General features: G+C 71.9%; 20 protein-coding genes and 1 pseudogene. 15 read left to right on the top strand and 6 right to left on the bottom strand.

The annotated features are described in order from the left end of the window. Nucleotides 1-137: 137 nt before the first annotated feature. From N1F89_RS16675 to N1F89_RS16630, 10 genes are all read left to right on the top strand, one after another. Nucleotides 138-566 (top strand): GFA family protein, encoded by a 429-nt coding sequence (locus N1F89_RS16675; RefSeq protein ID WP_290085432.1) that lies wholly within the window; start codon nucleotides 138-140, stop codon nucleotides 564-566. 102 nt (nucleotides 567-668) lie between these two features. Then, on the top strand, nucleotides 669-1,250 hold the full coding sequence (locus N1F89_RS16670; RefSeq protein WP_290085431.1) for a hemerythrin domain-containing protein: 582 nt from the start codon (nucleotides 669-671) through the stop codon (nucleotides 1,248-1,250). Nucleotides 1,251-1,377: 127 nt separating this feature from the next. Continuing rightward, the gene (locus tag N1F89_RS16665; protein WP_290085430.1) at nucleotides 1,378-2,265 is read left to right on the top strand and encodes a LysR family transcriptional regulator; all 888 of its coding nucleotides are present in this window, start codon (nucleotides 1,378-1,380) and stop codon (nucleotides 2,263-2,265) included. Nucleotides 2,266-2,400: 135 nt separating this feature from the next. Next, entirely contained in the window at nucleotides 2,401-3,393 is a 993-nt protein-coding gene (locus tag N1F89_RS16660) for a L,D-transpeptidase (RefSeq protein WP_290085429.1), read from the top strand. A gap of 174 nt (nucleotides 3,394-3,567) precedes the next feature. Further along, nucleotides 3,568-3,891, top strand: coding sequence for a hypothetical protein (locus N1F89_RS16655; RefSeq protein WP_290085428.1), 324 nt, complete (start codon nucleotides 3,568-3,570; stop codon nucleotides 3,889-3,891). Nucleotides 3,892-3,994: 103 nt separating this feature from the next. Next, nucleotides 3,995-4,255: a hypothetical protein gene (locus N1F89_RS16650; RefSeq protein ID WP_290085427.1), complete on the top strand. Its 261-nt coding sequence runs from the start codon at nucleotides 3,995-3,997 to the stop codon at nucleotides 4,253-4,255. 66 nt (nucleotides 4,256-4,321) lie between these two features. Beyond that, complete coding sequence (locus N1F89_RS16645) at nucleotides 4,322-6,013, top strand: NAD+ synthase (RefSeq protein ID WP_290085426.1); 1,692 nt, start codon at nucleotides 4,322-4,324, stop codon at nucleotides 6,011-6,013. Between the two features lie 210 nt (nucleotides 6,014-6,223). Continuing rightward, nucleotides 6,224-7,042: a hypothetical protein gene (locus tag N1F89_RS16640; protein ID WP_290085425.1), complete on the top strand. Its 819-nt coding sequence runs from the start codon at nucleotides 6,224-6,226 to the stop codon at nucleotides 7,040-7,042. A gap of 105 nt (nucleotides 7,043-7,147) precedes the next feature. Then, nucleotides 7,148-8,386 carry an MFS transporter gene (locus N1F89_RS16635; RefSeq protein ID WP_290085423.1) on the top strand — a complete coding sequence of 413 codons (1,239 nt, stop codon included), beginning with the start codon at nucleotides 7,148-7,150 and terminating at the stop codon, nucleotides 8,384-8,386. A 4-nt stretch (nucleotides 8,387-8,390) separates the two neighbouring features. Next, nucleotides 8,391-9,764: a glutamate--tRNA ligase gene (locus tag N1F89_RS16630; RefSeq protein WP_290085421.1), complete on the top strand. Its 1,374-nt coding sequence runs from the start codon at nucleotides 8,391-8,393 to the stop codon at nucleotides 9,762-9,764. Here N1F89_RS16630 and N1F89_RS16625 read toward each other — a convergent pair. The 4 genes from N1F89_RS16625 to N1F89_RS16610 form a co-directional block, all read right to left on the bottom strand. Then, a complete protein-coding gene (locus tag N1F89_RS16625; protein WP_290085419.1) occupies nucleotides 9,682-10,800 on the bottom strand; it encodes a DUF2865 domain-containing protein in 1,119 nt (372 codons plus the stop codon). The genes N1F89_RS16630 and N1F89_RS16625 overlap by 83 nt on opposite strands. A 94-nt stretch (nucleotides 10,801-10,894) precedes the next feature. Beyond that, the gene (locus N1F89_RS16620; protein ID WP_290085417.1) at nucleotides 10,895-13,219 is read right to left on the bottom strand and encodes an NADP-dependent malic enzyme; all 2,325 of its coding nucleotides are present in this window, start codon (nucleotides 13,217-13,219) and stop codon (nucleotides 10,895-10,897) included. 50 nt (nucleotides 13,220-13,269) lie between these two features. Further along, nucleotides 13,270-14,115: a fumarylacetoacetate hydrolase family protein gene (locus N1F89_RS16615; RefSeq protein WP_290085415.1), complete on the bottom strand. Its 846-nt coding sequence runs from the start codon at nucleotides 14,113-14,115 to the stop codon at nucleotides 13,270-13,272. 66 nt (nucleotides 14,116-14,181) lie between these two features. Beyond that, nucleotides 14,182-14,961 (bottom strand): SDR family oxidoreductase, encoded by a 780-nt coding sequence (locus N1F89_RS16610; RefSeq protein WP_290085412.1) that lies wholly within the window; start codon nucleotides 14,959-14,961, stop codon nucleotides 14,182-14,184. Nucleotides 14,962-15,196: 235 nt separating this feature from the next. On the opposite strand from N1F89_RS16610, the gene N1F89_RS16605 reads away from it, so the two are divergent. Further along, nucleotides 15,197-16,009, top strand: coding sequence for a UDP-2,3-diacylglucosamine diphosphatase (locus N1F89_RS16605; protein WP_290085410.1), 813 nt, complete (start codon nucleotides 15,197-15,199; stop codon nucleotides 16,007-16,009). A gap of 19 nt (nucleotides 16,010-16,028) precedes the next feature. Here N1F89_RS16605 and dgcA read toward each other — a convergent pair whose 3' ends face one another. After that, entirely contained in the window at nucleotides 16,029-17,012 is a 984-nt protein-coding gene (gene dgcA, locus N1F89_RS16600; RefSeq protein WP_290085407.1) for an N-acetyl-D-Glu racemase DgcA, read from the bottom strand. 115 nt (nucleotides 17,013-17,127) lie between these two features. Here dgcA and N1F89_RS16595 point away from each other — a divergent pair, with 115 nt between their 5' ends. From N1F89_RS16595 to N1F89_RS16580, 4 genes are all read left to right on the top strand, one after another. Further along, nucleotides 17,128-18,309 (top strand): ABC transporter permease, encoded by a 1,182-nt coding sequence (locus N1F89_RS16595; protein ID WP_290085405.1) that lies wholly within the window; start codon nucleotides 17,128-17,130, stop codon nucleotides 18,307-18,309. A gap of 167 nt (nucleotides 18,310-18,476) precedes the next feature. Further along, the gene (locus tag N1F89_RS16590) at nucleotides 18,477-19,304 is read left to right on the top strand and encodes an ABC transporter ATP-binding protein (protein ID WP_290085403.1); all 828 of its coding nucleotides are present in this window, start codon (nucleotides 18,477-18,479) and stop codon (nucleotides 19,302-19,304) included. 17 nt (nucleotides 19,305-19,321) lie between these two features. After that, entirely contained in the window at nucleotides 19,322-20,758 is a 1,437-nt protein-coding gene (locus N1F89_RS16585; RefSeq protein WP_290085401.1) for an MCE family protein, read from the top strand. An 82-nt stretch (nucleotides 20,759-20,840) separates the two neighbouring features. After that, nucleotides 20,841-21,440: an ABC-type transport auxiliary lipoprotein family protein gene (locus tag N1F89_RS16580; RefSeq protein WP_290085400.1), complete on the top strand. Its 600-nt coding sequence runs from the start codon at nucleotides 20,841-20,843 to the stop codon at nucleotides 21,438-21,440. 257 nt (nucleotides 21,441-21,697) lie between these two features. Here N1F89_RS16580 and N1F89_RS16575 read toward each other — a convergent pair. After that, nucleotides 21,698-22,255, bottom strand: a pseudogene (locus N1F89_RS16575) (hypothetical protein); the annotation flags it as partial.

Here is a 22,255-nt window from a genome sequence, read left to right as displayed (position 1 = left end):
GCCGGCGCGCGGCCGCGCGCCCCCGCGCCCCGGGTCCCGCACGCGACGTGCAGCATCGCTGAATGCTGCGTTCGCGGATTCTGGCTGGCCGGCGGCGGCCGGCTCGGCTATGCCGGAGCACAACCAGGGAGGTGGCGATGAGCGACGTGCACAGCGGGGCGTGCCTGTGCGGCCGGGTGCGGTTTCGCGCCCGGGGGCCGATGCGCGGCGTCGTCTACTGCCACTGCTCGCAGTGCCGGCGGCAGAGCGGCCATGTCTATGCCGCGACCGACGTCGACGACGCGGCGCTGACGGTCGAGGGCGGCGACAACGTGACCTGGTACGCCGCATCCGACTTCGCCCGGCGCGGCTTCTGCGCGACCTGCGGCTCGGTGCTGTTCTGGAAGGCGAACGGCGCGCAGCGGACCTCGGTGATGGCCGGGTCGTTCGACCTGCCGAGCGGGCTCGTCGCCGAGGGCCACATCTTCGTCGCCGACAAGGGCGACTACTACGCGATCACCGACGGCCTGCCGCAGCATGCGCGCGCGCCGGACGACGAGCCGGCCGACGGCACCGACGCGGGGTAGGCAAGACCGCCGCGGCAAACCTATGTGCACGCAAGCGCGCCCGGCGCACCCCCGATGGCGCGCAGCAACGAAGCAGAGCGCGACCGCGAGCCGAGACACCGCATGGATGGCAGCCACCTGACCCGCCGCGCCGGCCTGCCCGAGGACCTGCGCTACCTGCTGGACAAATATCCGCGCGAGCGCTGGCACGGCCATGCCAATCTCGGCGGCATGGCCTCGTTCTGGCTGCAGCGGCACGACATGTTCCGCGAGCTCGGCGGCATGCTGAGCGGCGCCATCGCCGACTACCGCGAGGGCCGGCGCGAGGCGGCGGACTTCGCGCGCTTCTTCGCGCCGCGGCTGCGCTTCTTCCTGCAGCAGCTCGAGGGCCACCACCAGATCGAGGACATGCACTACTTTCCCGTCTTCGCGCGGGCGGAGAGCCGGCTGAAGCGCGGCTTCGACATCCTCGACAGCGACCACCACGTGATCCACGCCGCGCTCGAGCAGAACGCGGAGGCCGCCAACGCCTTCCTGCGCGCGCTGGCGCAGGACGCCGACCGGCGCCGCTTCGCCGCCGACGCCTATGCCGACGCCAACGGCGCGCTGATCGCCATGCTGACGCGCCATCTGGCCGACGAGGAGGACCTGATCGTGCCGCTGATCCTCGACCGCGGCGAGGCGCGGCTCGGCATCGCCATGTGAGCCTGCTTGCCGGCGGCGCCGGGATGGCGCTACCTTGCGGCGTCGGCCGGCGCTGCGAGGACAGGATGACCGGGAGCAACAGGCATGGCCCGCCCCGCGCGGACGCAGCCGCGGCGGGGCGCCGGCGATGAACCTGCGCGTCGGCAACATGCGCGCGCTGGAGTGCTTCGAGGCGGTGGCGCGGCTCGGCTCCATCCATGCGGCGGCCGGCGAGCTCGGCGTCACGCCGAGCGCCGTCAGCCACCAGCTCCGCAAGCTGACCGAGCATGTCGGCGAGCGCCTGGTCGTCCGCTCGGGGCGCAACATCGCCCTGACGCCGGCCGGCCAGCGGCTCGCCGTCAAGCTCAACGTCGCCTTCGCACAGATCCAGCGGTCGCTGTCGGAAACGGTGGGCGGCGGCCGCACGGTGCTGCGCCTGGCGGTGTGCAGCAGCTTCGCGCCGGGCTGGCTGATCGGCCGGCTGAAGAGCTTTCTCGCGGCGCAGCCGACCATCGATCTGCAGCTTCGCATGTATGCGCAGGACCCGGAGCTGACCGACCGCGTGGCCGACGCGTTCGTCACCAGCTTTCCCACCGAGCTCGGCTTCTGGGCGCTGCGGCTGCAGGCCGAACGGCTGGTCGCGGTGCTGCTGCCGGACGCCGCGCCCGGCGACATGCCGCTGATCACCACGACGTTCGAGCCGGACGAGCCCGGCGAGGAATGGTTCGACTACTGCCGCAGGGCCGGCCTGCGGCTCGACGAGCTCTACACCGGGCGCTGGCTGCAGACCTCGCACTACGTGCTGGCGCTGGAGATGGCGCGCCAGGGCCTCGGCATCGCCATGGTGCCGGATTTCCTGGTCGCCGCCGACGTCGCCGCCGGCCGCCTGCGCGAGCTGAGCGCGCTGCGGCTGCCGACCAACGAGGACTACTATCTGTGCATCAAGGCCTCGCGCCGCGACGAGCCGGCGCTGCGCGCCCTCGAGCAGTGGGTGCGGCGGCAGATCGCGCGGCACGAGAAGGCCTACTACACCTGAATCCGATTCAGCTTCGGGCAGAAAAACTCACTGGACCGTCGCGCCGCAATCCGACGTACTGCGGCCAGAGGAGCTCTCCGGTGGTGCACGCGGCCGGCAGAAGACGTCCGCAGGTGCCGAAACGGGGTGAAGGACGTGCGTGAAGGAAAGCTGACCCGTCGCCGGTTTGTCGCCGGCAGCGCGCTGACCGTGGCCGGCCTGCTGGCGGCCGAGGCGGTGGCGCGCGACGTCATCAAGGAAATCCACGCGCTCAAGCCGGGCGAGTTCACCTGGCATCCCGACCGGCAGCCGTTCGGCCCGGTCGCCATCGTCGTGTCGCTGCCCGAACAGCGCGTCCACGTCTACCGCAACGGCGTGCGCATCGCGGTGTCGACCTGCTCGACCGGCAAGCCCGGCCACGAGACGCCGGTCGGCGTGTTCGTGGTGCTGCAGAAGGACAAGCACCACCGCTCCTCGACCTACAACAACGCGCCGATGCCGAACATGAACCGGCTGACCTGGTCGGGCGTGGCGCTGCATGCCGGCAACCTGCCGGGCTATCCCGCCTCGCACGGCTGCATCCGGCTGCCGATGGCGTTTTCCGAGCGGCTGTTCGAGGTCACCCATCTCGGCACGCCGGTCATCATCGCCGGCGCGCATGACGACCCGGCCGAGCTGGTGCATCCGGGCATGGTGCTCGGCGCCTATGCCGAGCACGAGTTCGAGGCGGCGACGGCCGCGCTTGCCGGCAAGAAGCGTCCCGAGGACTGGACGGAAGCCGAGCGCCATCCCGTCACCTCGCTCATCGCATCGGGCTCGGAGCGGCGCATCATGCTGGTCGAGAACGGCGCGGTGCTGGCCGAAAGCACGCTGACGGTGTCGGGCAGCGGCCCGCTCGGCAGCCATGTCTTCATGCTGAAGGGCGCGCACGACAAGACGAGCGGCCTGGAATGGGTGACGCTCAGCCACAACTCCGATGTCGACGGCTTCTTCGAGCCGGAGGAGCGGGCGCTGCGCCGCATCTCGGCCGATCCGGCCTTCGTCAAGCGCATGCAGGCACACATGCATTCCGGCATGGTGCTGATCATGACCGACGCGCCGCTGCATCCCGACACGCGGTCGGGCCGCGACTTCGTGATCATGTCGTAGAGCCGTTCTGCGCTTCATGGGATCGCAGATCGGCTCCGATGTGTTGTTTTGCCGCGTTCGCGGACGGCGAACCGGTGTCCGCTTCGCCTGGAAACGCTCTATCCAGGCACGGCGCCGCCGCAGCACCGCGAACCGTGCTCCCGGACCCCGAGACCCGCAGGAAAGGAACGATCGATGAAGCCTCTACTCACGCTGGGCGCGCTGGCGCTGGCCGCCGCCGGGCTTGCCGCCTGCTCGGAAACCAGCAGCCCGGGCGCGCAGGCCCCGCAGCCCGCGCAGCCGTCGATGCGCACCGGAAGCGCCGAAGACGAGCGCGCCTGCCTCGACGCGGTGGCGCAGCAGACCGGCAACAGCGTTACCGTCCTGTCGTCGGAGTTCTCGCAGGCCAACACCCTCGTCATCGTCGGCGTGGGACCGAACCGGGCGCCGTGGCGCTGCCTCGTTTCGGGCGGAATCGTCGCGGATGTGATGTCGCTGACGGACGAAGGCGCGCTCTGAGCCGCGCCGTCCAAATGGCATTCCGCGACGCCGCGCGGGCCGCCGAGGGGCAACGGCGGCCCGCGCGGGCGGCCCGCCCGGGCCAGCCCGAGGTCCACTGCCCGTGATCTGCCGCATCCTGCTCGCCCTGTTCGCGCTCGCCTATCTGTTCGCCCTGTTCGTCCTCGCGGTCGGCACGTTCGGCCTGTTCGGCGCCGAGCGCGATCCGCTGTCGGCCGTCTATCTGATGCCGCTCGGCATGCCGTGGACGCTGCTTGTCGGACGGCTGGCCGACCCGTGGCCGGCCGTGGCGGGGATCCTCGCCCCGGCGCTGAACCTGGCGATCCTGTGGGGCCTGTGCCGCGCCGTGCGGCGCGGGCGCTGAGCCTCCGGCGCATCGCCGTGCGGCGGGCCGTTCCCTCCGGCGGCGAAACCGTCTAGATCACGGGCCATGACCCGCGACCGCCCCGACACGCTGCGCATCGCCGTGGCCCAGCTCAACCCGACCGTCGGCGACATCGCCGGCAATTTGGCGCTCGCCCGCGAGGCGCGCGCCGACGCCGCGCGCCAGGGCGCCGACCTGGTGCTGTTCACCGAACTGTTCATCGCCGGCTACCCGCCCGAGGACCTGGTGCTGAAGCCGGCCTTCGTGGCGGCCTGCGAGCGCGCCGTGCGCGCGCTTGCCGCGGACACGGCCGACGGCGGGCCGGGCGTGGTCGTCGGCACGCCGCTCGATCGGCCGAGCGGCCTGCACAACGCCGTCATGGTGCTCGACGGCGGCGCGGTGACCGGCGAGCGCTACAAGCTCGACCTGCCGAACTACGGCGAGTTCGACGAGAAGCGCGTCTTCCAGCCGGGGCCGCACATGCCGGGGCCGGTCTCCTTCCGCGGCGTGCGGCTCGGCATTCCCGTGTGCGAGGACATCTGGGGCGATCTCGGCGTATGCGAGACGCTGGCCGAATCCGGCGCGGAGCTGCTGCTGGTGCCGAACGGCTCGCCCTATTATCGCGGCAAGCTGGAGGTGCGCCAGCAGGTGGCGCTGCGCCAGGTGATCGAGAGCGGCCTGCCGCTCGTCTTCGCCAACCAGCTCGGCGGCCAGGACGAGCTCGTCTTCGACGGCGCCTCCTTCGCGCTCAACGCCGACAAGTCGCTCGCCTTCCAGATGAGCCAGTTCGAGGCGGCCGTGGCGGTGACCGCCTGGCACCGCGAGGACGAGCTGTGGCGCTGCACGGCCGGACCGATGGCGGTGATCCCGCCGGGCGAGGAGGCCGACTACCGCGCCTGCATGCTGGGCCTGCGCGACTACGTCAACAAGAACGGCTTCAAGAACGTCGTGCTCGGGCTTTCCGGCGGCATCGATTCGGCGCTGTGCGCGGCGCTCGCCGTCGACGCGCTGGGCGAGGAGCGGGTGCGCTGCGTGATGATGCCCTACACCTACACCTCGAAGGCCTCGCTCAAGGACGCCGAGGACTGCGCCCGCGCGCTCGGCTGCCGCTACGACATCGTGCCGATCTTCGAGCCGGTCGAAGGCTTCTCCAACGCGCTGACGCAGCTTTTCTCCGGCACGGCGGAAGGCATCACCGAGGAGAACCTGCAAAGCCGCACGCGCGGCACCATCCTGATGGCGATCTCCAACAAGTTCGGCTCGATGGTGGTGACGACGGGCAACAAGTCGGAGATGTCGGTCGGCTACGCGACGCTGTACGGCGACATGAACGGCGGCTTCAACCCGATCAAGGACCTCTACAAGATGCAGGTCTACGCGCTGTCGCGCTGGCGCAACGCGCATGTGCCGCCCGGCGCGCTCGGCCCGACCGGCGAGGCGATCCCGCCGTCGATCATCGACAAGGCGCCCTCGGCCGAGCTGAGGCCCGACCAGACCGACCAGGATTCGCTGCCGCCCTATCCGGTGCTCGACGACATCCTGGAGTGCCTGGTGGAAAACGAGATGGGGGTGGCCGAGATCGTCGCACGCGGCCACGACCGCGGCACGGTCGAGCGCGTCGAGCATCTGCTCTATCTTGCCGAATACAAGCGCCGCCAGGCCGCGCCGGGCGTCAAGATCACGAGGAAGAACTTCGGCCGCGACCGGCGCTACCCGATCACCAACCGGTTCCGCGATCGCGCCGGGGCGCCGGCCTGAGGGTGGGCAGACGCGCCTTTTCGCCGACGAATCCTGATCTGGGTTGAAGTTTCTGCCGACCGGTCGTGCTCGACTGCGCAGCGGTTGCCGTGTGCCGTTGCACCACGGTTTCGCAGAAACGGAGGCCGCGATGACGATGCTCGTCGCGACATCCGGCCGTGCGGGCGCGGCCGGAGTCCCCGTCTTCGCGCTGTGGCGGAGGCGACGGTCATGAGCGATGCCAGGCTCGGCGATCGGCTGGCACGCCGCATTCTGCACCGCGTCGTCGCGGCGGCAGCGCGCCGCACACTGGCCGACCGAGAGCTCGTCGGAGAGGACGGCGCGAGACGCCGCTGGCTGACGCCGGAGATCGAGCGCTGCGTGGCGGCGTTCGAACCGGAGGCCGTGCGCCTGCGGCCTTATGCCCGAAGCGCGGCGCTGCCGCGGTTCGGCAACCGCCTGCTGGTCGAGATGGCGGTGCAGACGGTGGCTGCCTACCGGACGCTGCGCCAGGCGGGCGTGGCCGCACCTTCGGCGCGCGCGACGGTCGCGGATCTCGGCTGGGTCGTCTATCGCCGCATGGTGGCGGCGACCGCGCTGCCGGCGCGGGTGGCGACGCGCGATCCCGGCCGCCGATTGCGCTGGACCGTGCGCATGCTGCTCTTCTTTCCCTTCAGCGCGGAGGGCGCGCCCGGCTATGCCGTGGAACGCCGCATCGACGGTGACGACATCCTCACCCACTTCACCCATTGCCCGCCGCAAACCTTCGCCCGCCGGCTCGGCGAGACGTTCGACGATCCCGAAATCCTCGCGGTCTTCCGGCAGAGCTGGTGCCAGTACGACTGGCCCGTCGCGGATGTGATCGCGAAAGACGGCCGGCGCGGCCACTACGCACGCCGCCGCACGCTGTCCTACGGCGATGCGGTATGCGACATGTGCTGGCGAGCCCATGCCACGGGCGATGCGCGCCACGGCCCGCCAGAGACAACCAAGAAGCGGATGCGTCGCGCAGGGGCGAAACCGATCGCGGCGCGGCGGCGCGACCGTTGAGCGGGGCGCCGGCCTGACGACCTGGCGCAAGCGGCGCGGCCGGCTGGCGCGATTGACCTTTCGGCGCGGCTCGTCCATCGCTCGGGCTCGCCGCGAGTCCCGCCGATGTCGTTCGTCCTGTTTCTGCGCGAGAATGCCCGCTGGATCGCCGGCGGCTTCCTGCTCACCTTCTTCTCGTCCTACGGCCAGACCTTCTTCATCGCGCTGTCGGCCGGCGAAATCCGCGCCGAATACGGGCTGACGCACGGCCAGTTCGGCACGCTCTACATGCTGGCGACGCTGGCCAGCGCCTTCACCATGCCGCGCTTCGGGCAGATCGTCGACCGTCACTCGGCGCGCACCGTGACGCTGATCATCGTGCCGATGCTGGCGCTCGCCTGCGTGGCGATGGCGCTGTCGCGCTCGCTGCTGGTGCTGGCGGTGACGATCTACCTGCTGCGGCTGTTCGGCCAGGGCATGATGACGCACAACGCCTTCACCGCCATGGGCCGCTGGTTCGCCGCCCAGCGCGGCCGGGCGGTGTCGATCGTCACGCTCGGCCACAATGTCGGCGAGGCGATCTTTCCGCTCGCCTTCGTCACGGTGGCGGCGATCGTCGGCTGGCGCAACGGCTGGCTGGTCGCCGCGGCGATGCTGCTTCTGGTGGCGCTACCGGCGATCGCCACGCTGATGGCGGTGGAGCGGGCGCCGCGCTCGAGCGACCCGCTGCCGCGCGCGGCCGCGCCGCGCGACTGGACGCGCGCCGAGGTGGTCCGCGACCCGCAGTTCTACCTGCTGCTGCTCGGCGTGATGGCGCCCGGCTTCATCGGCACGACGATCTTCTTCCATCAGGTCTATCTGGTCGAGCTGCGCGGCTGGTCGCTCGAGGTGTTCGCCTCCTCCTTCACCTTCATGGCGGCGATGACGGTGATCTTCGCGCTGGTCGCCGGCCAGCTCATCGACCGCTTCTCGGCGGTCGCGGTGCTGCCGTCCTACCTGCTGCCGCTGTCGGCGGCCTGCCTCATCCTGGCCGGCTTCGAGGCGCAGTGGGCGGCCTTCGCCTTCATGGGCCTGCTCGGCGTCTCCTACGGCTTCTCCTCGACGCTGTTCGGCGCGGTGTGGCCGGAGATCTACGGCATCCGCCATCTCGGCGCGGTGCGCGCGCTGACCGTCGCCATCATGGTCTTCGCCACCGCGATGGGGCCCGGCATCACCGGCTTCCTGATCGATCTCGGCGTGCCCTATCCCTGGCAGATCGCCGCCATGGGGCTCTACTGCATCGCCGCGTCGGGGCTGATGCTCGCCGTCTCGCGGCGGCTCAGGGCGCGCGCCTTGCAAAGCGCGGCCCCCTTGGCTAGGTCGTGACGCCATGAGCGTGACCGTCCGCTTCGCGCCGTCGCCGACCGGCGACATCCACATCGGCAACGTGCGCACAGCGCTGTTCAACTGGCTGCATGCCCGGCGGCACGGCGGGCGCTTCATCCTGCGCTTCGACGACACCGACACGCAGCGCTCGCGGCAGCGCCACGCCGACGCCATCCAGGCCGACCTGCACTGGCTGGGTATCGACCCCGACGTCACCGTGCACCAGTCGGCGCGCTTCGCCACCTATGCGGCGGCGGTCGAGCGGCTCAAGGCGGCCGGCCTGCTCTATCCCTGCTACGAGACGCCGGACGAGCTGGAGCGGCGGCGCAAGCTGCGGCTGGCGCGCCGGCTGCCGCCGGTCTACGGTCGCGAGGCGCTGATGCTCGACCCGGCCGAGCGGGCGCGGCTCGAGGCCGAGGGGCGGCGGCCGCACTGGCGCTTCCTGCTGCCCAACTTCGCCGACGACCCGCAGCGGCCCGCGCGCACCGAGATCACCTGGGACGACATCGTGCGCGGGCCGCAGACGGTCGACCTGGCCTCGCTGTCCGACCCGGTGCTGGTGCGCGCCGACGGCAGCTATCTCTACACGCTGCCCTCGGTGGTCGACGACGCGGAGATGGGGGTGAGCGACGTCATCCGCGGCGACGACCACGTGACCAACACCGGCGCGCAGATCGCGCTGTTCCGCGCGCTCGGCCACACGCCGCCGCGCTTCGGCCACCACAACCTCCTGACCACGGCGAGCGGCGAGGGGCTGTCGAAGCGCAGCGGCGCGCTGTCGGTCGGCGCGCTGCGCGCGGCCGGCATCGAGCCGATGGCGATCGCGTCGCTGGCGGTGCTGATCGGCACCGCGCGGCCGGTGGCGCCGGTCGCCTCGCTCGACGCGCTCGCCCGCGACTTCGACCCGGCGATGGCGTCGAAATCGCCGGCGCGCTTCGATCCGGCCGAGCTCGAGGCGCTCAACCGGGCCTTGCTGCACGCCATGCCGTTCGACGCGGCGGCGCCGCGGCTTGCCGCGCTCGGCATCGCGGACCCGCGCGCCGCGCCGTTCTGGCTCGCGGTGCGCGGCAATCTCGACAGCTTCTCCGAGGTGGAGGACTGGTGGCGCATCGTCACGCGCGGGCCGCAGGAGACGCCGGCGCTGTCGGACGACGACCGCGCCTTCGTGCGCGAGGCGCTGGCGCTGCTGCCGCCCGAACCGTGGGACGGCACGACCTGGCGGGTCTGGACGGACGCGGTGAAGCGGGCGACCGGACGCGAGGGCAGGGCGCTCTTCCTGCCGCTCAGGCTGGCGCTTACCGGGCGTCCGTCGGGGCCGGAGCTGGCCGATCTTCTGCCGCTTCTGGGCCGGGAAGGAACGCTGGCGCGACGACCCTGACGCGGCGTTCGGCCGGCCGCGCGGCGAGCGGGTCGGCGAGCGTGCGGCGCAGCGTGGCGGCGACCGCCTGCGGATCGACCGGCGCGGCCTGCGGCTCGGCCGCCTCGGGCACCGGGGCGACCGCCGGCATCGTCGCTTCCGACTGCAGGACGAGCCCGGCCTCGCGATCGGCCGGCGGCGCGACGGTGTCGCCGGCGATCACCGAAAAGCCGCGCTCGGCGGCGCGCGCCGCGCCGCAGCCGCAGGCTGCCGCCCCGGGCGCGCGGTCGCGATAGGCGAAGGCGGCGGGCAGCGCCGTGTAGGGCGTGCCGTCGCCGGCCGCCACCATCGCCTCGGTGTCCTCGCCGGGAACCCGGTGGATGTAGAGCGCGGTGTCGCTGCCGGGGCAGCGCTGGCGGCAGATCAGCGCGTCGCGGGCGAAGGCGCTCGCCGGCACCGCATAGGAGATCGGGAAGTAGTAGCCGTCACAGGTGCGCACGCACAGCGTGCGGTAGCGCCCGGCGGGATCGCCGCGCGGGCCGTCGGTGATGACGACGCGGCGCACGCTCTGCGTGGCGGCCGGGCGGTCGGCAGCGGCGCGGCGGCGCTGCGGCTCGGGCGCGGCGCGGGCGACCGTCGCGCGCGGCGCCTCGCCGAGACAGCCCGCGGCCGCCTGGGCGGCGCGGATCTCGCGGCGCTCGCGCTGCGGGTCGCGGCCGGCGGCCAGGTTGTCGCGCTGGCGCTCCAGCGCGCGCAGGTTGCGCTCCATGCGGGCGATCGTCGCCGACAGCGTCTTGCAGGCGGGACCGCCGGCCGAGAACAGCCCGCCGCAGCGCGTGCGCCGCGCGTCGGCGCGGGCGCGCTGCAGCGCGGCCGCCTGGGCGGCGACGGCGCGCTCGAACCTGGCGAGCTGGGCGCTGCCGCCCGTCGGCGGCACGGCGGCGAGGCGGGCGGCGAGGTCGGCGCACGACTGCGCGGCGGCCGGGCCGGCGCCGAGCGCGAACAGGCAGGCCGCGATGGCGGCCGCCCGCAGAAGCCTGTCGCCGAGGCCGCTCATGGTCCGCCGCATCCTTCCTGCCCCGTGTGCCGCCGCGCCGGCATCGCCGCCGTCGCCAGTCGCGGCAGCCTGCCAGCGAAGCGTTAAACGGTGGTTAGGCGGCCGGCAGCGTGCGCGCGGCGGAGCGCTGCGCGGCCTCGACGGCGGCGATGGCGCTCATGTTGAGGACGCCGCGCGAGGTGACCGAGGGCGTGAGGATGTGCGCCGGCATCGCCGTGCCGAGCAGGATCGGCCCGACATGCAGCGCGTCGGTCATCGTCTTGACCGTGGTCAGCGTGATGTTGGCGGCGTCGAGATTGGGGAAGACCAGAAGGTTGGCCTCGCCGCGGAACTGGGCGTGCGGGAAGACGCGCTGGCGCAGCGTCTCCGACAGCGCCGAATCGCCGTGCATCTCGCCGTCGGCCTCGAGGTCGGGGGCGAGCTCGCGCACCAGGGCGGCGGCCTCGCGCATCTTCAGCGCGCTGGCCGAATCGCGCGAGCCGAAATTCGAGTGCGACAGGAGCGCGGCCTTCGGCTCGATGCCGAAGCGGCGGATCGCCTCGGCCGCCAGCAGCGTCATGTTGGCGATCTCCGTCGCGCTCGGCTCGACGCTGACATAGGTGTCGGTGAAGAAGGTGACGCCGCGCTGGGCGATCAGCATCGACAGCGCCGACAGGTCGCGCACGCCGGCGCGGCAGCCGATCAGCATGTCGACATAGCGCAGGTGCCGCTCGAAGCGGCCTTCCAGGCCGCAGATCATCGCGTCGGCCTCCTCGCGCAGCATGGCGAGCGCGGCGATCACCGTGTTGCTGGTGCGCACCATGGTGCGCGCGGCCTCCTGGGTGACGCCGCGGCGCCCGGCGGTGCGGATCAGCAGATCGACATAGTCGCGGTAGCGCGGGTCGTCCTCCGGATTGACGATCTCGAAGTCGGCGTTCGGCCTGATCTTCAGCCCGTAGCGGGCGAGCCGCGTCTCGACCACGTGCGGCCGGCCGATCAGGATGGGCCGGCCGAGGCCCTCCTCGAGCACCACCTGGGCGGCGCGCAGCACCCGCTCGTCCTCGCCGTCGGCATAGATGATGCGCTGCGGCGCGGCCGCCTTGGCGGCCGAGAAGATCGGCTTCATGACCAGCCCGGAGCGGAACACGAAGCGGTTCAGCCGGTCGAGATACTGGTCCATGTCGGCGATCGGCCGGGTGGCGACGCCGCTTGCCATCGCCGCCTCGGCGACGGCCGGGGCGATGCGCAGGATGAGCCGCGGGTCGAAGGGCGAGGGAATCAGGTGGTCGGGGCCGAACACCGCCGCCTCGCCGGAATAGGCGCGCGCGGCGATGTCGGAGGGCTCCTCGCGGGCGAGCGCGGCGATGGCGCGCACGGCGGCGAGCTTCATCGCCTCGTCGATCGCCGTCGCACCGACGTCGAGCGCGCCGCGGAAGATGTAGGGGAAGCACAGGACGTTGTTGACCTGGTTGGGGAAGTCGGAGCGCCCGGTGCACACCATCGCGTCGGGCCGGGCGGCGCGCGCGGCGTCGGGCATGATCTCCGGCACCGGGTTGGCGAGCGCCAGGATCAGCGGCCGCTCGGCCATCGCCGCCACCATGTCGGGCTTGAGGACGCCGCCCGCCGACAGGCCGAGGAACACGTCGGCGCCGCCGATCACGTCGGCCAGCGTGCGCGCCCCGGTGTCTTTCACATAGGCGTCCTTCCAGCGGTCCATCTCCTCGGTGCGGCCGCGATAGGCGACGCCGTGCCGGTCGGTGACCCAGATGTTGGCGATGTCGGCGCCGAGCGCGACGAGCAGGTTGAGACAGGCGATCGCCGCCGCGCCGGCGCCGGAGGTGACGATGCGGGCGTCCTCGATGCGCTTGCCGGCGAGCGTCAGCCCGTTGAGAACGGCGGCCGCGACGATGATCGCGGTGCCGTGCTGGTCGTCGTGGAAGACCGGGATGCCCATGCGGGCCTTGAGCTGCTCCTCGACCTCGAAGCACTCGGGCGCCTTGATGTCCTCCAGATTGATGCCGCCGAAGGTCGGCTCGAGGGCGGCGATGGTCTCCACCATGCGGGCAATGTCGGGCGCGTCGATCTCGATGTCGAAGACGTCGATGCCGGCGAACTTCTTGAACAGGACCGCCTTGCCTTCCATCACCGGCTTGGAGGCGAGCGGGCCGATGTCGCCGAGGCCGAGCACGGCCGAGCCGTTCGAGACGACGGCCACCAGGTTGGCGCGGCCGGTGTAGTCGGCCGCCGTTCCCGGCTCGTCGCGGATCGCCAGGCAGGGCGCGGCGACGCCCGGCGAATAGGCCAGCGCCAGGTCGCGCTGGTTGCCGAGCGGCTTGGTCGCCTGGATCTCGAGCTTGCCGGGCACCGGGTGCCGGTGGAAGAAGAGGGCCGCCTCGTCGAGGTCGGACGGGCTCGCGGGCGCGCCCTTGCCGTCGGTCATGGGATGCCTTGCCTTTCTCAACAGCGCCGCCGGCGCGCCCAGCAGGCGCGTCAGCGCCGCGCGATCACCTTCTGGTGCTGCTCGCCGAGGCCGGCGATGCCGAGGTCCATCGTGTCGCCTTCCTTCAGGTAAACGGGCGGCTTGCGGCCCATGCCGACGCCGGGCGGCGTGCCGGTGGTGATGACGTCGCCCGGCTCCAGCACCATGAAGCGGGACAGGTAGGCGACGATGTGGGCGACCGAGAAGATCATCGTGCGCGTGTTGCCGGTCTGCGCGCGCGCGCCGTTGACGTCGAGGAACATGTCGAGGTCCTGCGGGTCGGGCACCGCGTCGGCGGTGACGATCCACGGCCCGAGCGGGCCGAAGGTCGGCGCGCTCTTGCCCTTGATCCACTGGCCGCCGCGCTCGATCTGGTAGGCGCGCTCCGACACGTCGTTGCACACGGCATAGCCGAACACGTGCGACAGCGCGTCGGCCTCCGCGACGCAGTCGCAGCGCTCGCCGATGACGACGGCGAGCTCGACCTCCCAGTCGGTCTTCTGCGAGCCGGGCGGCAGCATGACGTCGTCGTTGGGGCCCGACAGCGCGCTCGGCGCCTTGGAGAAGACGATCGGCTCGTCGGGCACCGCGGCGCCGGATTCGGCGGCATGGTCGGCGTAGTTGAGGCCGATGGCGATGAAGTGGCCGGTGCGCGACAGCGGCGCGCCGATGCGCGTGCTGGCCGGCACCTCGGGCAGGGCGGCGAGGTCGGCGCCCTGCAGGATGCGCAGCAGCGCCGGCGAGATCGTCTCGGGCGCGAAGTCGCTGACCAGCGAGGAGACGTCGCGGATGGTGTCGTCCTCGGCCAGCACTGCCGGCCGTTCCGCACCCTTGTTGCCGAAGCGCAGCAGTTTCACAGCAAATTCTCCCCAGACTCTTGCGGTTGGCGTGTCGTAAAGGCTGAAATGGCGGCGGCGGGCGCGTCAGAATGCGCTGTCGTGCAATCCGCCGTCAATCTTGAGGTTCTGGCCGGTGATGTAGCCGGCATGGGCCGAGCACAGGAAGGCGCAGGCGCGGCCGAACTCCTCGGCGGTGCCGAAGCGGCCGGCCGGAATCGCCGCCGCCTGGCGGGCGGCCTCGGTCGCGTGGTCGGTGCCCGCCTGCTCGGCGCCGGCGCGCAGGCCGGCATGCAGCCGCTCGGTGTCCATCTTGCCCGGCAGCAGGTAGTTGACGGTGACGTTGCGGTCGGCGACCTGGCGCAGCACGCCGGCCAGCAGCGCCGTCAGCCCGGCGCGCGCGCCCGACGACAGGTCGAGGCCGGCGATCGGCATGTAGACCGACAGCGAGGTGATGTTGACGATGCGGCCGAAGCCGCGCGCGGCCATGCCGTCGACGGTGGCGCGGATCAGCTCGAGCGGCGTGACCATGTTCTGGATCACGCCCTCGACGACGGCCTCGCGCGTCAGCGCGCGGAAGTCGCGGCGCGGCGGCCCGCCATTGTTGTTGACCAGGATGTCGGGCTCGGGACAGGCGGCGAGCAGCGCCGCCTGCACCGCGGGGTCGGACACGTCGCCGGCGACCGGCGTCACCGGCACGCCGTGGCTGGCCGCGATCGCCTCGGCGGTCGCCTCCAGATCCGCCGCGTTGCGGCCGTTGACGACCAGCGCGCAGCCTTCCGCCGCCAGCGCCTCGGCACAGCCGCGGCCGAGCCCGCGGCTCGACGCGCACACGATGGCCTTGCGGCCGCGAATGCCCAGATCCATACCGTCCCCTCTCGCTTCGCCGGTCGCCGTCCAGAGCATGTCGCCGCCGAGCGGAACCTCCCGGCCTCGCACGCATGCGGCAAATCGGCTGGACAGGCCGCCAGGCCGCCCGTCGGCGCTGCACGCCCTTCGACCCGATGGTCTAGCGCGCCGGCGCGTGTCAGCACAACCGTCATAAGCCTGTGACATGAATCGCGCCATAGCAGGCCGGCAAGCCCGAGGCCTGGGACGCATCATGACCGCGACGCCGCGCACCTTCCGCACCCTCTTCCTGTCCGACGTGCATCTCGGCTCGAAGCCGGCCAAGGCGGAGTTCCTGATCGACTTCCTGCGCCACCACGAGGCCGAGAAGATCTATCTCGTCGGCGACATCGTCGACGGCTGGCGGCTGAAGCGCTCCTGGCACTGGCCGCAGGCGCACAACGACGTGGTGCAGAAGCTGCTGCGCAAGGCGCGCAAGGGCGCGCGCATCGTCTACATCGCCGGCAACCACGACGAGTTCCTGCGCGGCTTCCAGGGTGTGCATTTCGGCGGCATCGTGGTCGCCGACCGGGCCGTGCACGACACGGCGGACGGCCGGCGCATGCTGGTCATCCACGGCGACCAGTTCGACCCGGTGGTGCACAATGCGCGCTGGCTCGCCTATCTCGGCGACAAGGCCTACGACGCGGCGATCGTCGCCAACCGGGCGGTGGCGCGCGTGCGCCGCGCGCTCGGGCTGCCCTACTGGTCGTTCTCGGCCTGGGCCAAGGTGCGGGTGAAGAAGGCGGTCAACTTCATCGGCGCCTTCCGCGACGTGCTGGTGCAGGAGGCGCGCCGGGCCGACGTCGACGGCGTCATCTGCGGCCACATCCACCACGCCGAGATCGAGGACGTGCGCGGCGTCAGCTACATGAACACCGGCGACTGGGTGGAAAGCTGCACGGCGCTGGTCGAGCATTTCGACGGCCGCTTCGAGATCCTGACCTGGACCGCGGGCGCGGCGGTCACCGGCGCCGGCAGGCCGGTGCCGGTGACGCTGCCGCCCGAGATCGTGCGGGCCGCCTGAGGCGAGCGCGGGACGGCCGTCAGCCCCACAGCGCCGGCGACGGCGGCGAGACCAGCGAGCCGGAATAGGTGAGGCCGGGCGAGCGGTCGCGGGCGAGCAGCAGCGGCCCGTCGAGGTCGACGAAATCGGCCTCCTGGGCGAGCAGCACGGCCGGCGCCATGGCAAGCGACGTGCCGACCATGCAGCCGACCATCACTGAGAAGCCGAGTTCGTGGGCCCGCTCGCGCAGCGCGAGCGCAGCCGTCAGGCCGCCGGTCTTGTCGAGCTTGATGTTGACGGCGTCGTAGCGGCCGAGCAGGCGGTCCATGTCGTCGACCGTGTGCACGCTCTCGTCGGCGCAGATCGGCACGGGATGCGGGATGTCGCGCAGCAGCGCGTCGTCGTCGACCGGCAGCGGCTGCTCGATCAGCGCGACGCGGTACTCGGCCGCCGCCAGCACGTTCTCGCGGATGTTGTCGGGCGTCCAGCCCTCGTTGGCGTCAATGATCAGGCGGGCGTGCGGCGCGGCGCCGGCGACCGCGTGGATGCGGGCGATGTCGTTGTCGCCGCCGACCTTGACCTTGAGCAGCGGCCGATGGGCATTGGCGCGCGCCTGGGCGGCCATCTCGTCGGGCGTGTCGAGCGAGATCGTCATGGCGGTCGTCACCGGGCGCGGCGGCACGCGGCAGGCGCGCATGTGCACGCGGCTGCCCGCGCGCTTGGCTTCGAGGTCCCACAGCGCGCAGTCGACCGCGTTGCGCGCCGCGCCGGCCGGCATCAGCGTCTGGATCTCCTCGCGCCCGGCGCCCTCGGCGAGCGCGCCGCCGACCGATTCGATCGCCTCGCGCACGCTGTCGAGCGTCTCGCCGTAGCGCGCATAGGGCACGCATTCGCCGCGGCCGCGATGGCCGCCCTCGGCGATGGTGCAGGTGATCACCTCGGCTTCGGTCCGCGAGCCACGGGAAATGTTGAACACCCCGGCAATGGGAAAGCGTTCGATCTCGACGGTCAGGGTGCGCGCCATGGGCCTCTCGCAGGTTGGGTGTGGGTGCCGCGGGGGAGGGAAAGCCGACCGCGTCGGCCGGCCCGGCGAACGAGCCTGTTTCCTTCTCCCGCCGGCGGCTCTATTGATGGGCCCCATGTTGACCAAAGCCAAGCGCGACGCAAGCCTTGCAGCGGACCGGCCCGACCGTCCGCGGCTTTCGGTCGCCGAGGGCGACGGCGTGGTCGAGTGCCGGCTGTCGGGCGTGTGGAACACGCGCAGCGTCGCCGACATCGACGCGCAGATGCGCGCGATCGAGGCGCGCGAGGACATCGCCACGCTGCGCCTCGACCTCGCCGGTCTCGCCCATCTCGACACCGCCGGGGCCTGGCTGATCGAGCGGCTGATGCAGCGCCAGGGCGCGGCCGGCGCCCGCGTCGAGCTGGTCAACTGCCCGACGGCGGCGCGGGTGCTGCTGGCGGCGGTGGAGGAGGCGACGACGCGCGACGACGGCGCGGAACGCGGGCCGGCCGGCTTCTTCGTGACGCGCTGGCTCGCCGCGCTCGGCAAGGCGGTCTATGCCGGGCGCGACGACCTGCTCTACAACATGCACATCCTCGGCGCGACGGTGCGCGGCGCGCAGATGAAGCTCGGCCGGCGGCGCGCCATCAACATGGCGGCGGTGGTCAACCAGGCCGACCGCATGGGCGTCGGGGCGATTCCCGTCATCGTCCTGATGTCGGCCATCGTCGGCGCCATCATCGCCCAGCAGGGCGCCTTCCAGCTGCGCTATTTCGGCGCCGAGATCTTCGTCGTCGACCTGGTCGGCATCCTGATCCTGCGCGAGCTCGGCGTGCTGATGACGGCGATCATGGTGGCCGGCCGCAGCGGCAGCGCGATCACCGCCGAGATCGGCTCGATGAAGATGCGCGAGGAGGTCGACGCGCTCACCGTCATCGGCCTCAACCCGATCGGCGTGCTCGTCTTCCCGCGCCTTGTGGCGCTCATCATCGCGGTGCCGTGCCTGACCGTGCTGGCCAACTTCGCCGCGCTCGGCGGCGCCATGGCGGTCGCCTGGACCTATTCGGGCATCGCGCCGTCGGCCTTCATCGACCGGCTGCACAGCGGCATCGACATGTCGACCATCATGGCCGGCCTCATCAAGGCGCCGTTCATGGCGATCATCGTCGGCATCATCGCCTCGGCGGAGGGCATGAAGGTGGGCGGCAGCGCCGAATCGCTCGGCCGCCACGTCACCGCCTCGGTGGTGAAGGCGATCTTCGTGGTGATCGTCGTCGACGGCTTCTTCGCCATGTTCTACGCCGCAATCGATTTCTAGCGCATGCCGCCGGGACGCCCAGAGCACAGGCCTGAAGAACGCGCAGCGCGCGCGGTGCGGCGCGCGCGCGGCCGGGCCGCGGCCGCCGGCTTGCCGGGTTTCCGCCACATCGCCATGCTCAAACCGCGGACACCGGACCGGGCAGTCCGCAGGCTTGGGGAGCGCGCATGAGCGAGGCGAACGGCCAGAGCGCCGCACCGCACGGCAACGGCGATGGCCGCGAGGACCGCGACGTGGTGCTCGAGGTGCGCGATCTGACGGTCGGCTTCGGCGACGTTCTGGTGCTGGAGAACCTGTCGCTCGAGCTCTACCGCGGCGAGATCCTCGGCTTCGTCGGCGCCTCGGGCTCGGGCAAGTCGGTGCTGCTGCGCACCGTGCTCGGCCTGGTGCCCAAGCGCGCCGGCACGATCCGCCTGTTCGGCGTCGATCTCGATCAGGCGAGCGAGGCGCAGAACATCCTGATCGACATGCGCGTCGGCGTGCTGTTCCAGCACGGCGCGCTGTTTTCCGCGCTGACGGTGCTGGAGAACGTGCAGGTGCCGATGCGCGAGTATCTCGACCTGCCCAAGGCGCTGATGGACGAGCTGGCGCTGCTCAAGATCGAGCTGGTCGGTCTGCCGCGCAGCGCCGCCGGCAAGTACCCCTCGGAGCTGTCCGGCGGCATGATCAAGCGCGCCGCGCTGGCCCGCTCGCTCGCCCTCGATCCCGACATCGTGTTCCTCGACGAGCCGACCTCCGGCCTCGACCCGATCGGCGCGGCGGATTTCGACGAGCTGGTCGGCAAGCTGCGCGACACGATGGGCCTGACGGTCTACATGGTGACGCACGATCTCGACAGCCTGCTGACGGCATGCGACAGGATCGCGGTCCTGGGCGACCGGCGCGTGCTGGTCGAAGGTCCGGTCCAGACGATGATGGAAAGCGAGGAGCCCTGGGTGAAATCCTATTTCCGCGGCAAGCGGGCGCGGCGCATCGACGTCGACGCCCGGGCCTGACGGCGGACGGCTAGCGCATGGAGACCAAGGCCAACTACGTCGTCGTCGGCATCTTCACCGTGGTCGCCTTCGCGGCGCTGTTCGGCCTCGTCTACTGGCTGGCGGCCGGCGGCGAGCGCGGCGAGACCGCGGCGCTGCGCATCCGCATTCCCGGCTCGGCGGCCGGGCTCGGCCCCGGCAGCGCGGTGCTGTTCAACGGCGTCAAGGTGGGCGACGTGCAGCGCGTCTACCTCGATCTCAGCAATCCCAGCGTGGCGATCGCCGACACGCGGGTGAACCGGCTGACACCGATCACCCGCTCCACGCAGGCCGATGTCGGTCTCGCCGGGCTGACCGGCCAGGCCAACATCGAGCTGAAGGGCGGCAACCCGCAGGAGCCGAACCTGCTCGACCGGGCCGAGGAGGAGGGCACGGTGGCCGAGATCACCGCCAACCCCTCGGCGGTGACCAACCTGCTGCAGACGGCGCAGACGCTGCTGACGCGCGCCGACACGGTGATCTCGCAGCTCGAGGGCTTCGTCGGCGACGCGCGCCAGCCGCTCACCGAGACGGTGGAGAACATCCGCAGCTTCTCCGCCGCGCTCGAGCGCAACGCCGACGGCGTCGACAGTTTCCTGGAAAGCGTCAGCGCGCTGTCGCAGACGATGTCGGGCGTGTCGGGCCAGCTCGAGCAGACGCTGGCGTCGGCCGATGCGCTGATCAACTCGGTCGACCGCGAGAAGATCGACACCATCCTCGGCAATGTCGAGAGCTTCAGCGCCCGCCTCGAGACGGCGAGCGACGGCTTCGGGCGGGTGATGGACAATGTCGAGAGCTTCAGCGCCCGGCTCGACGCGGCGAGCGGCGATTTCGACCGCATCGTCAGCGGCGTCGACGCGGCGGTGACGTCGATCGGCAGCTTCGCCGAGGACGCCAGCGGCACGCTCGACAACGTCGACGCGCTGATCGGCGCGGTCGACGCGCAACAGCTGCGCGCCGCGCTCGACAACTTCCAGCAGGCGAGCGCAACGGTGAACAAGGCGGCCGAGGACGTGGCCGGCGTGACCGGCCGCATCGCCGGCCGCGAGGAGGACATCGACAGCTTCATCACCAATGCGCGCGAGCTCGCCGAGCGGCTCAACCAGGCCTCGGTGCGCGTCGACGGCGTGCTCGCCAAGCTCGACGGGCTGCTCGGCTCGGAGGATGCCGGCAGCGTGGTGGCCGAGGCGCGCGCGACGCTGGAATCCTTCCGCTCGGTCGCCGACACGCTCAACCGGCGCGTCGAGACGATCACCGAGGGGCTCGCCCGTTTCTCCGGCCAGGGGCTGCGCGACGTCGAGGCGCTGGTGCGCGACACGCGCCGCACCATCAACCGCATCGAGCAGTCGATCAGCGATCTCGAGCAGAACCCGCAGCGCATCATCACCGGCGGCGAGGGCGAGGTGCGCCGCTACGACGGACGCCAGCGCCGTTGACATTGGCCCGGTTCGACCGCAAAGACGAGGGTTGGCGGGCGAGGCGATCGTCCGCGCGTCGCGTACGGGGGATGCCAGTGTGATGGAGCTGCGGCAGGTTGCAGTCGGCACGTTGCTGTCCGTCGCGCTCGCGGGATGCGCCGCGCTGCCCGGCGGCGCGCCGCCGCCGGTCGACACCTACGAGCTGACCGCACCGCAGCCGCCCGAGCGCGGCCGCCGCCTGCCGCGCGTCCAGGCGCTGGTCGCCGAGCCGACCGCGCTCAAGGCGCTCGACGGCCAGGACATCGTCATCAAGACCGGGCCGGCCACCATCCAGTTCCTCGAAGGCGCGCGCTGGGCCGACCGGCTGCCGCGCATCGTCCAGGCCCGCCTGGCCGAGACGCTGCAGCTCTCCGACCGGCTCGGCGGCGTCGGGCTGCCGGGCGAGGGGCTGGCGATCGACTACCAGGTGATCGTCGACATCCGCGCCTTCGAGATCCGCGTCGACGCGCCGGAGCGCGCGGTCGCCGAGTTCTACGTGCGGGTGCTCAACGACCGCAACGGCGTGGTGCGCGCCGCGCGCCGCTTCACCGCCACCGTGCCGGTCGCCGCCTCGGGGGCGGACGGCTTCGTCGCCGCGCTCGACGCCGCGTTCGACGCCGTCGCCCTCGAGATCGTGCCCTGGGCCGTCTCGGTCATGTGAGCGCGCCGGCCGGTGCCGCCGCAGCGCGGCCCGGACGGGCCTTCCGCCATCCTTGATGCCTGAGCTTGAGATGCCGCGCGGCCTGGCGCGGCATCGTGCCTTTCTTCACCCGACCGCAGCCCGGCCCCGGGTTCCTGTCGTGGCGCGTTCTCGAACGGCGCGCCGGTTTCCGCGTCGCCGGAGGTGCTCCATCGCGCAAAAAAGAAGGGGCCGTCGCGCGACGGCCCCTTCGGATGGTGCGGGCGGCGGCGGCCGGCTCAGCGCAGCCGGCCGGAGGCGTGCGCCAGCATGGTGTAGACCTTGCCGGTGTCCGACGTCAGGTAGGTCTGCGTCATGATGTGGTCGCGGTCGGAGCGCGCCACGTCCTTGAGCAGCTTCTCGAAATCGCGGCAGTACTGGTCGACCGCCTGGCGGAACTCGCCGTCGGTCTTGTACTTGCGCTGGATCTCGTCGAACGTCTGCTGGCCCTTGAGCGTGTAGAGCCGCCGGGTGAAGACATTGCGCTCGCCGCGCCGGTAGCGGTCCCACAGCTCGATCGAGGCCTCGTGGTCGATCGCCCGGGCGATGTCGACCGACAGCGAGTTGAGCGATTCCACCACATGCAGCGCCGAGCGGTCGGGCTTCGGCTCCTCGCGCGGCCGCGGCGCGGCCGGCGTCAGCGGCTGCTCGTCGCGCGAGGCGCCGCGCAGCAGGTCGCGCACCCAGCCGCCGGACTGGCCCGCAGCCGGGGCAGGATCGCGCTCCTCGCGCGCGGTCTCGGCCGGCCGGTAGGGCTCGCGCGCCGGTGGTGCCGGACGCTGCGCCTCGCGCGCCGG

It is taken from the genome of Aquibium sp. A9E412 (assembly GCF_030398335.1).
In the GTDB taxonomy this organism is placed as follows: domain Bacteria; phylum Pseudomonadota; class Alphaproteobacteria; order Rhizobiales; family Rhizobiaceae; genus A9E412.
Note: the sequence above shows the minus strand (reverse complement) of the source record. Positions and strands in the feature narration are given on the sequence as shown.

Excerpts from the sequence above, each read along its gene's own strand:
- N1F89_RS16645 (WP_290085426.1), top strand. The coding sequence starts at position 4,322 with ATGACCCGCGACCGCCCCGACACGCTGCGCATCGCCGTGGCCCAGCTC.
- N1F89_RS16675 (WP_290085432.1), top strand. The coding sequence starts at position 138 with ATGAGCGACGTGCACAGCGGGGCGTGCCTGTGCGGCCGGGTGCGGTTT.
- N1F89_RS16625 (WP_290085419.1), bottom strand. The coding sequence starts at position 10,800 with ATGAGCGGCCTCGGCGACAGGCTTCTGCGGGCGGCCGCCATCGCGGCC.
- N1F89_RS16630 (WP_290085421.1), top strand. The coding sequence starts at position 8,391 with ATGAGCGTGACCGTCCGCTTCGCGCCGTCGCCGACCGGCGACATCCAC.
- N1F89_RS16605 (WP_290085410.1), top strand. The coding sequence starts at position 15,197 with ATGACCGCGACGCCGCGCACCTTCCGCACCCTCTTCCTGTCCGACGTG.
- N1F89_RS16585 (WP_290085401.1), top strand. The coding sequence starts at position 19,322 with ATGGAGACCAAGGCCAACTACGTCGTCGTCGGCATCTTCACCGTGGTC.
- N1F89_RS16635 (WP_290085423.1), top strand. The coding sequence starts at position 7,148 with ATGTCGTTCGTCCTGTTTCTGCGCGAGAATGCCCGCTGGATCGCCGGC.
- N1F89_RS16590 (WP_290085403.1), top strand. The coding sequence starts at position 18,477 with ATGAGCGAGGCGAACGGCCAGAGCGCCGCACCGCACGGCAACGGCGAT.
- N1F89_RS16580 (WP_290085400.1), top strand. The coding sequence starts at position 20,841 with ATGGAGCTGCGGCAGGTTGCAGTCGGCACGTTGCTGTCCGTCGCGCTC.
- N1F89_RS16640 (WP_290085425.1), top strand. The coding sequence starts at position 6,224 with ATGAGCGATGCCAGGCTCGGCGATCGGCTGGCACGCCGCATTCTGCAC.
- N1F89_RS16595 (WP_290085405.1), top strand. The coding sequence starts at position 17,128 with ATGTTGACCAAAGCCAAGCGCGACGCAAGCCTTGCAGCGGACCGGCCC.
- N1F89_RS16610 (WP_290085412.1), bottom strand. The coding sequence starts at position 14,961 with ATGGATCTGGGCATTCGCGGCCGCAAGGCCATCGTGTGCGCGTCGAGC.
- N1F89_RS16670 (WP_290085431.1), top strand. The coding sequence starts at position 669 with ATGGATGGCAGCCACCTGACCCGCCGCGCCGGCCTGCCCGAGGACCTG.
- dgcA (WP_290085407.1), bottom strand. The coding sequence starts at position 17,012 with ATGGCGCGCACCCTGACCGTCGAGATCGAACGCTTTCCCATTGCCGGG.
- N1F89_RS16620 (WP_290085417.1), bottom strand. The coding sequence starts at position 13,219 with ATGACCGACGGCAAGGGCGCGCCCGCGAGCCCGTCCGACCTCGACGAG.
- N1F89_RS16655 (WP_290085428.1), top strand. The coding sequence starts at position 3,568 with ATGAAGCCTCTACTCACGCTGGGCGCGCTGGCGCTGGCCGCCGCCGGG.
- N1F89_RS16665 (WP_290085430.1), top strand. The coding sequence starts at position 1,378 with ATGAACCTGCGCGTCGGCAACATGCGCGCGCTGGAGTGCTTCGAGGCG.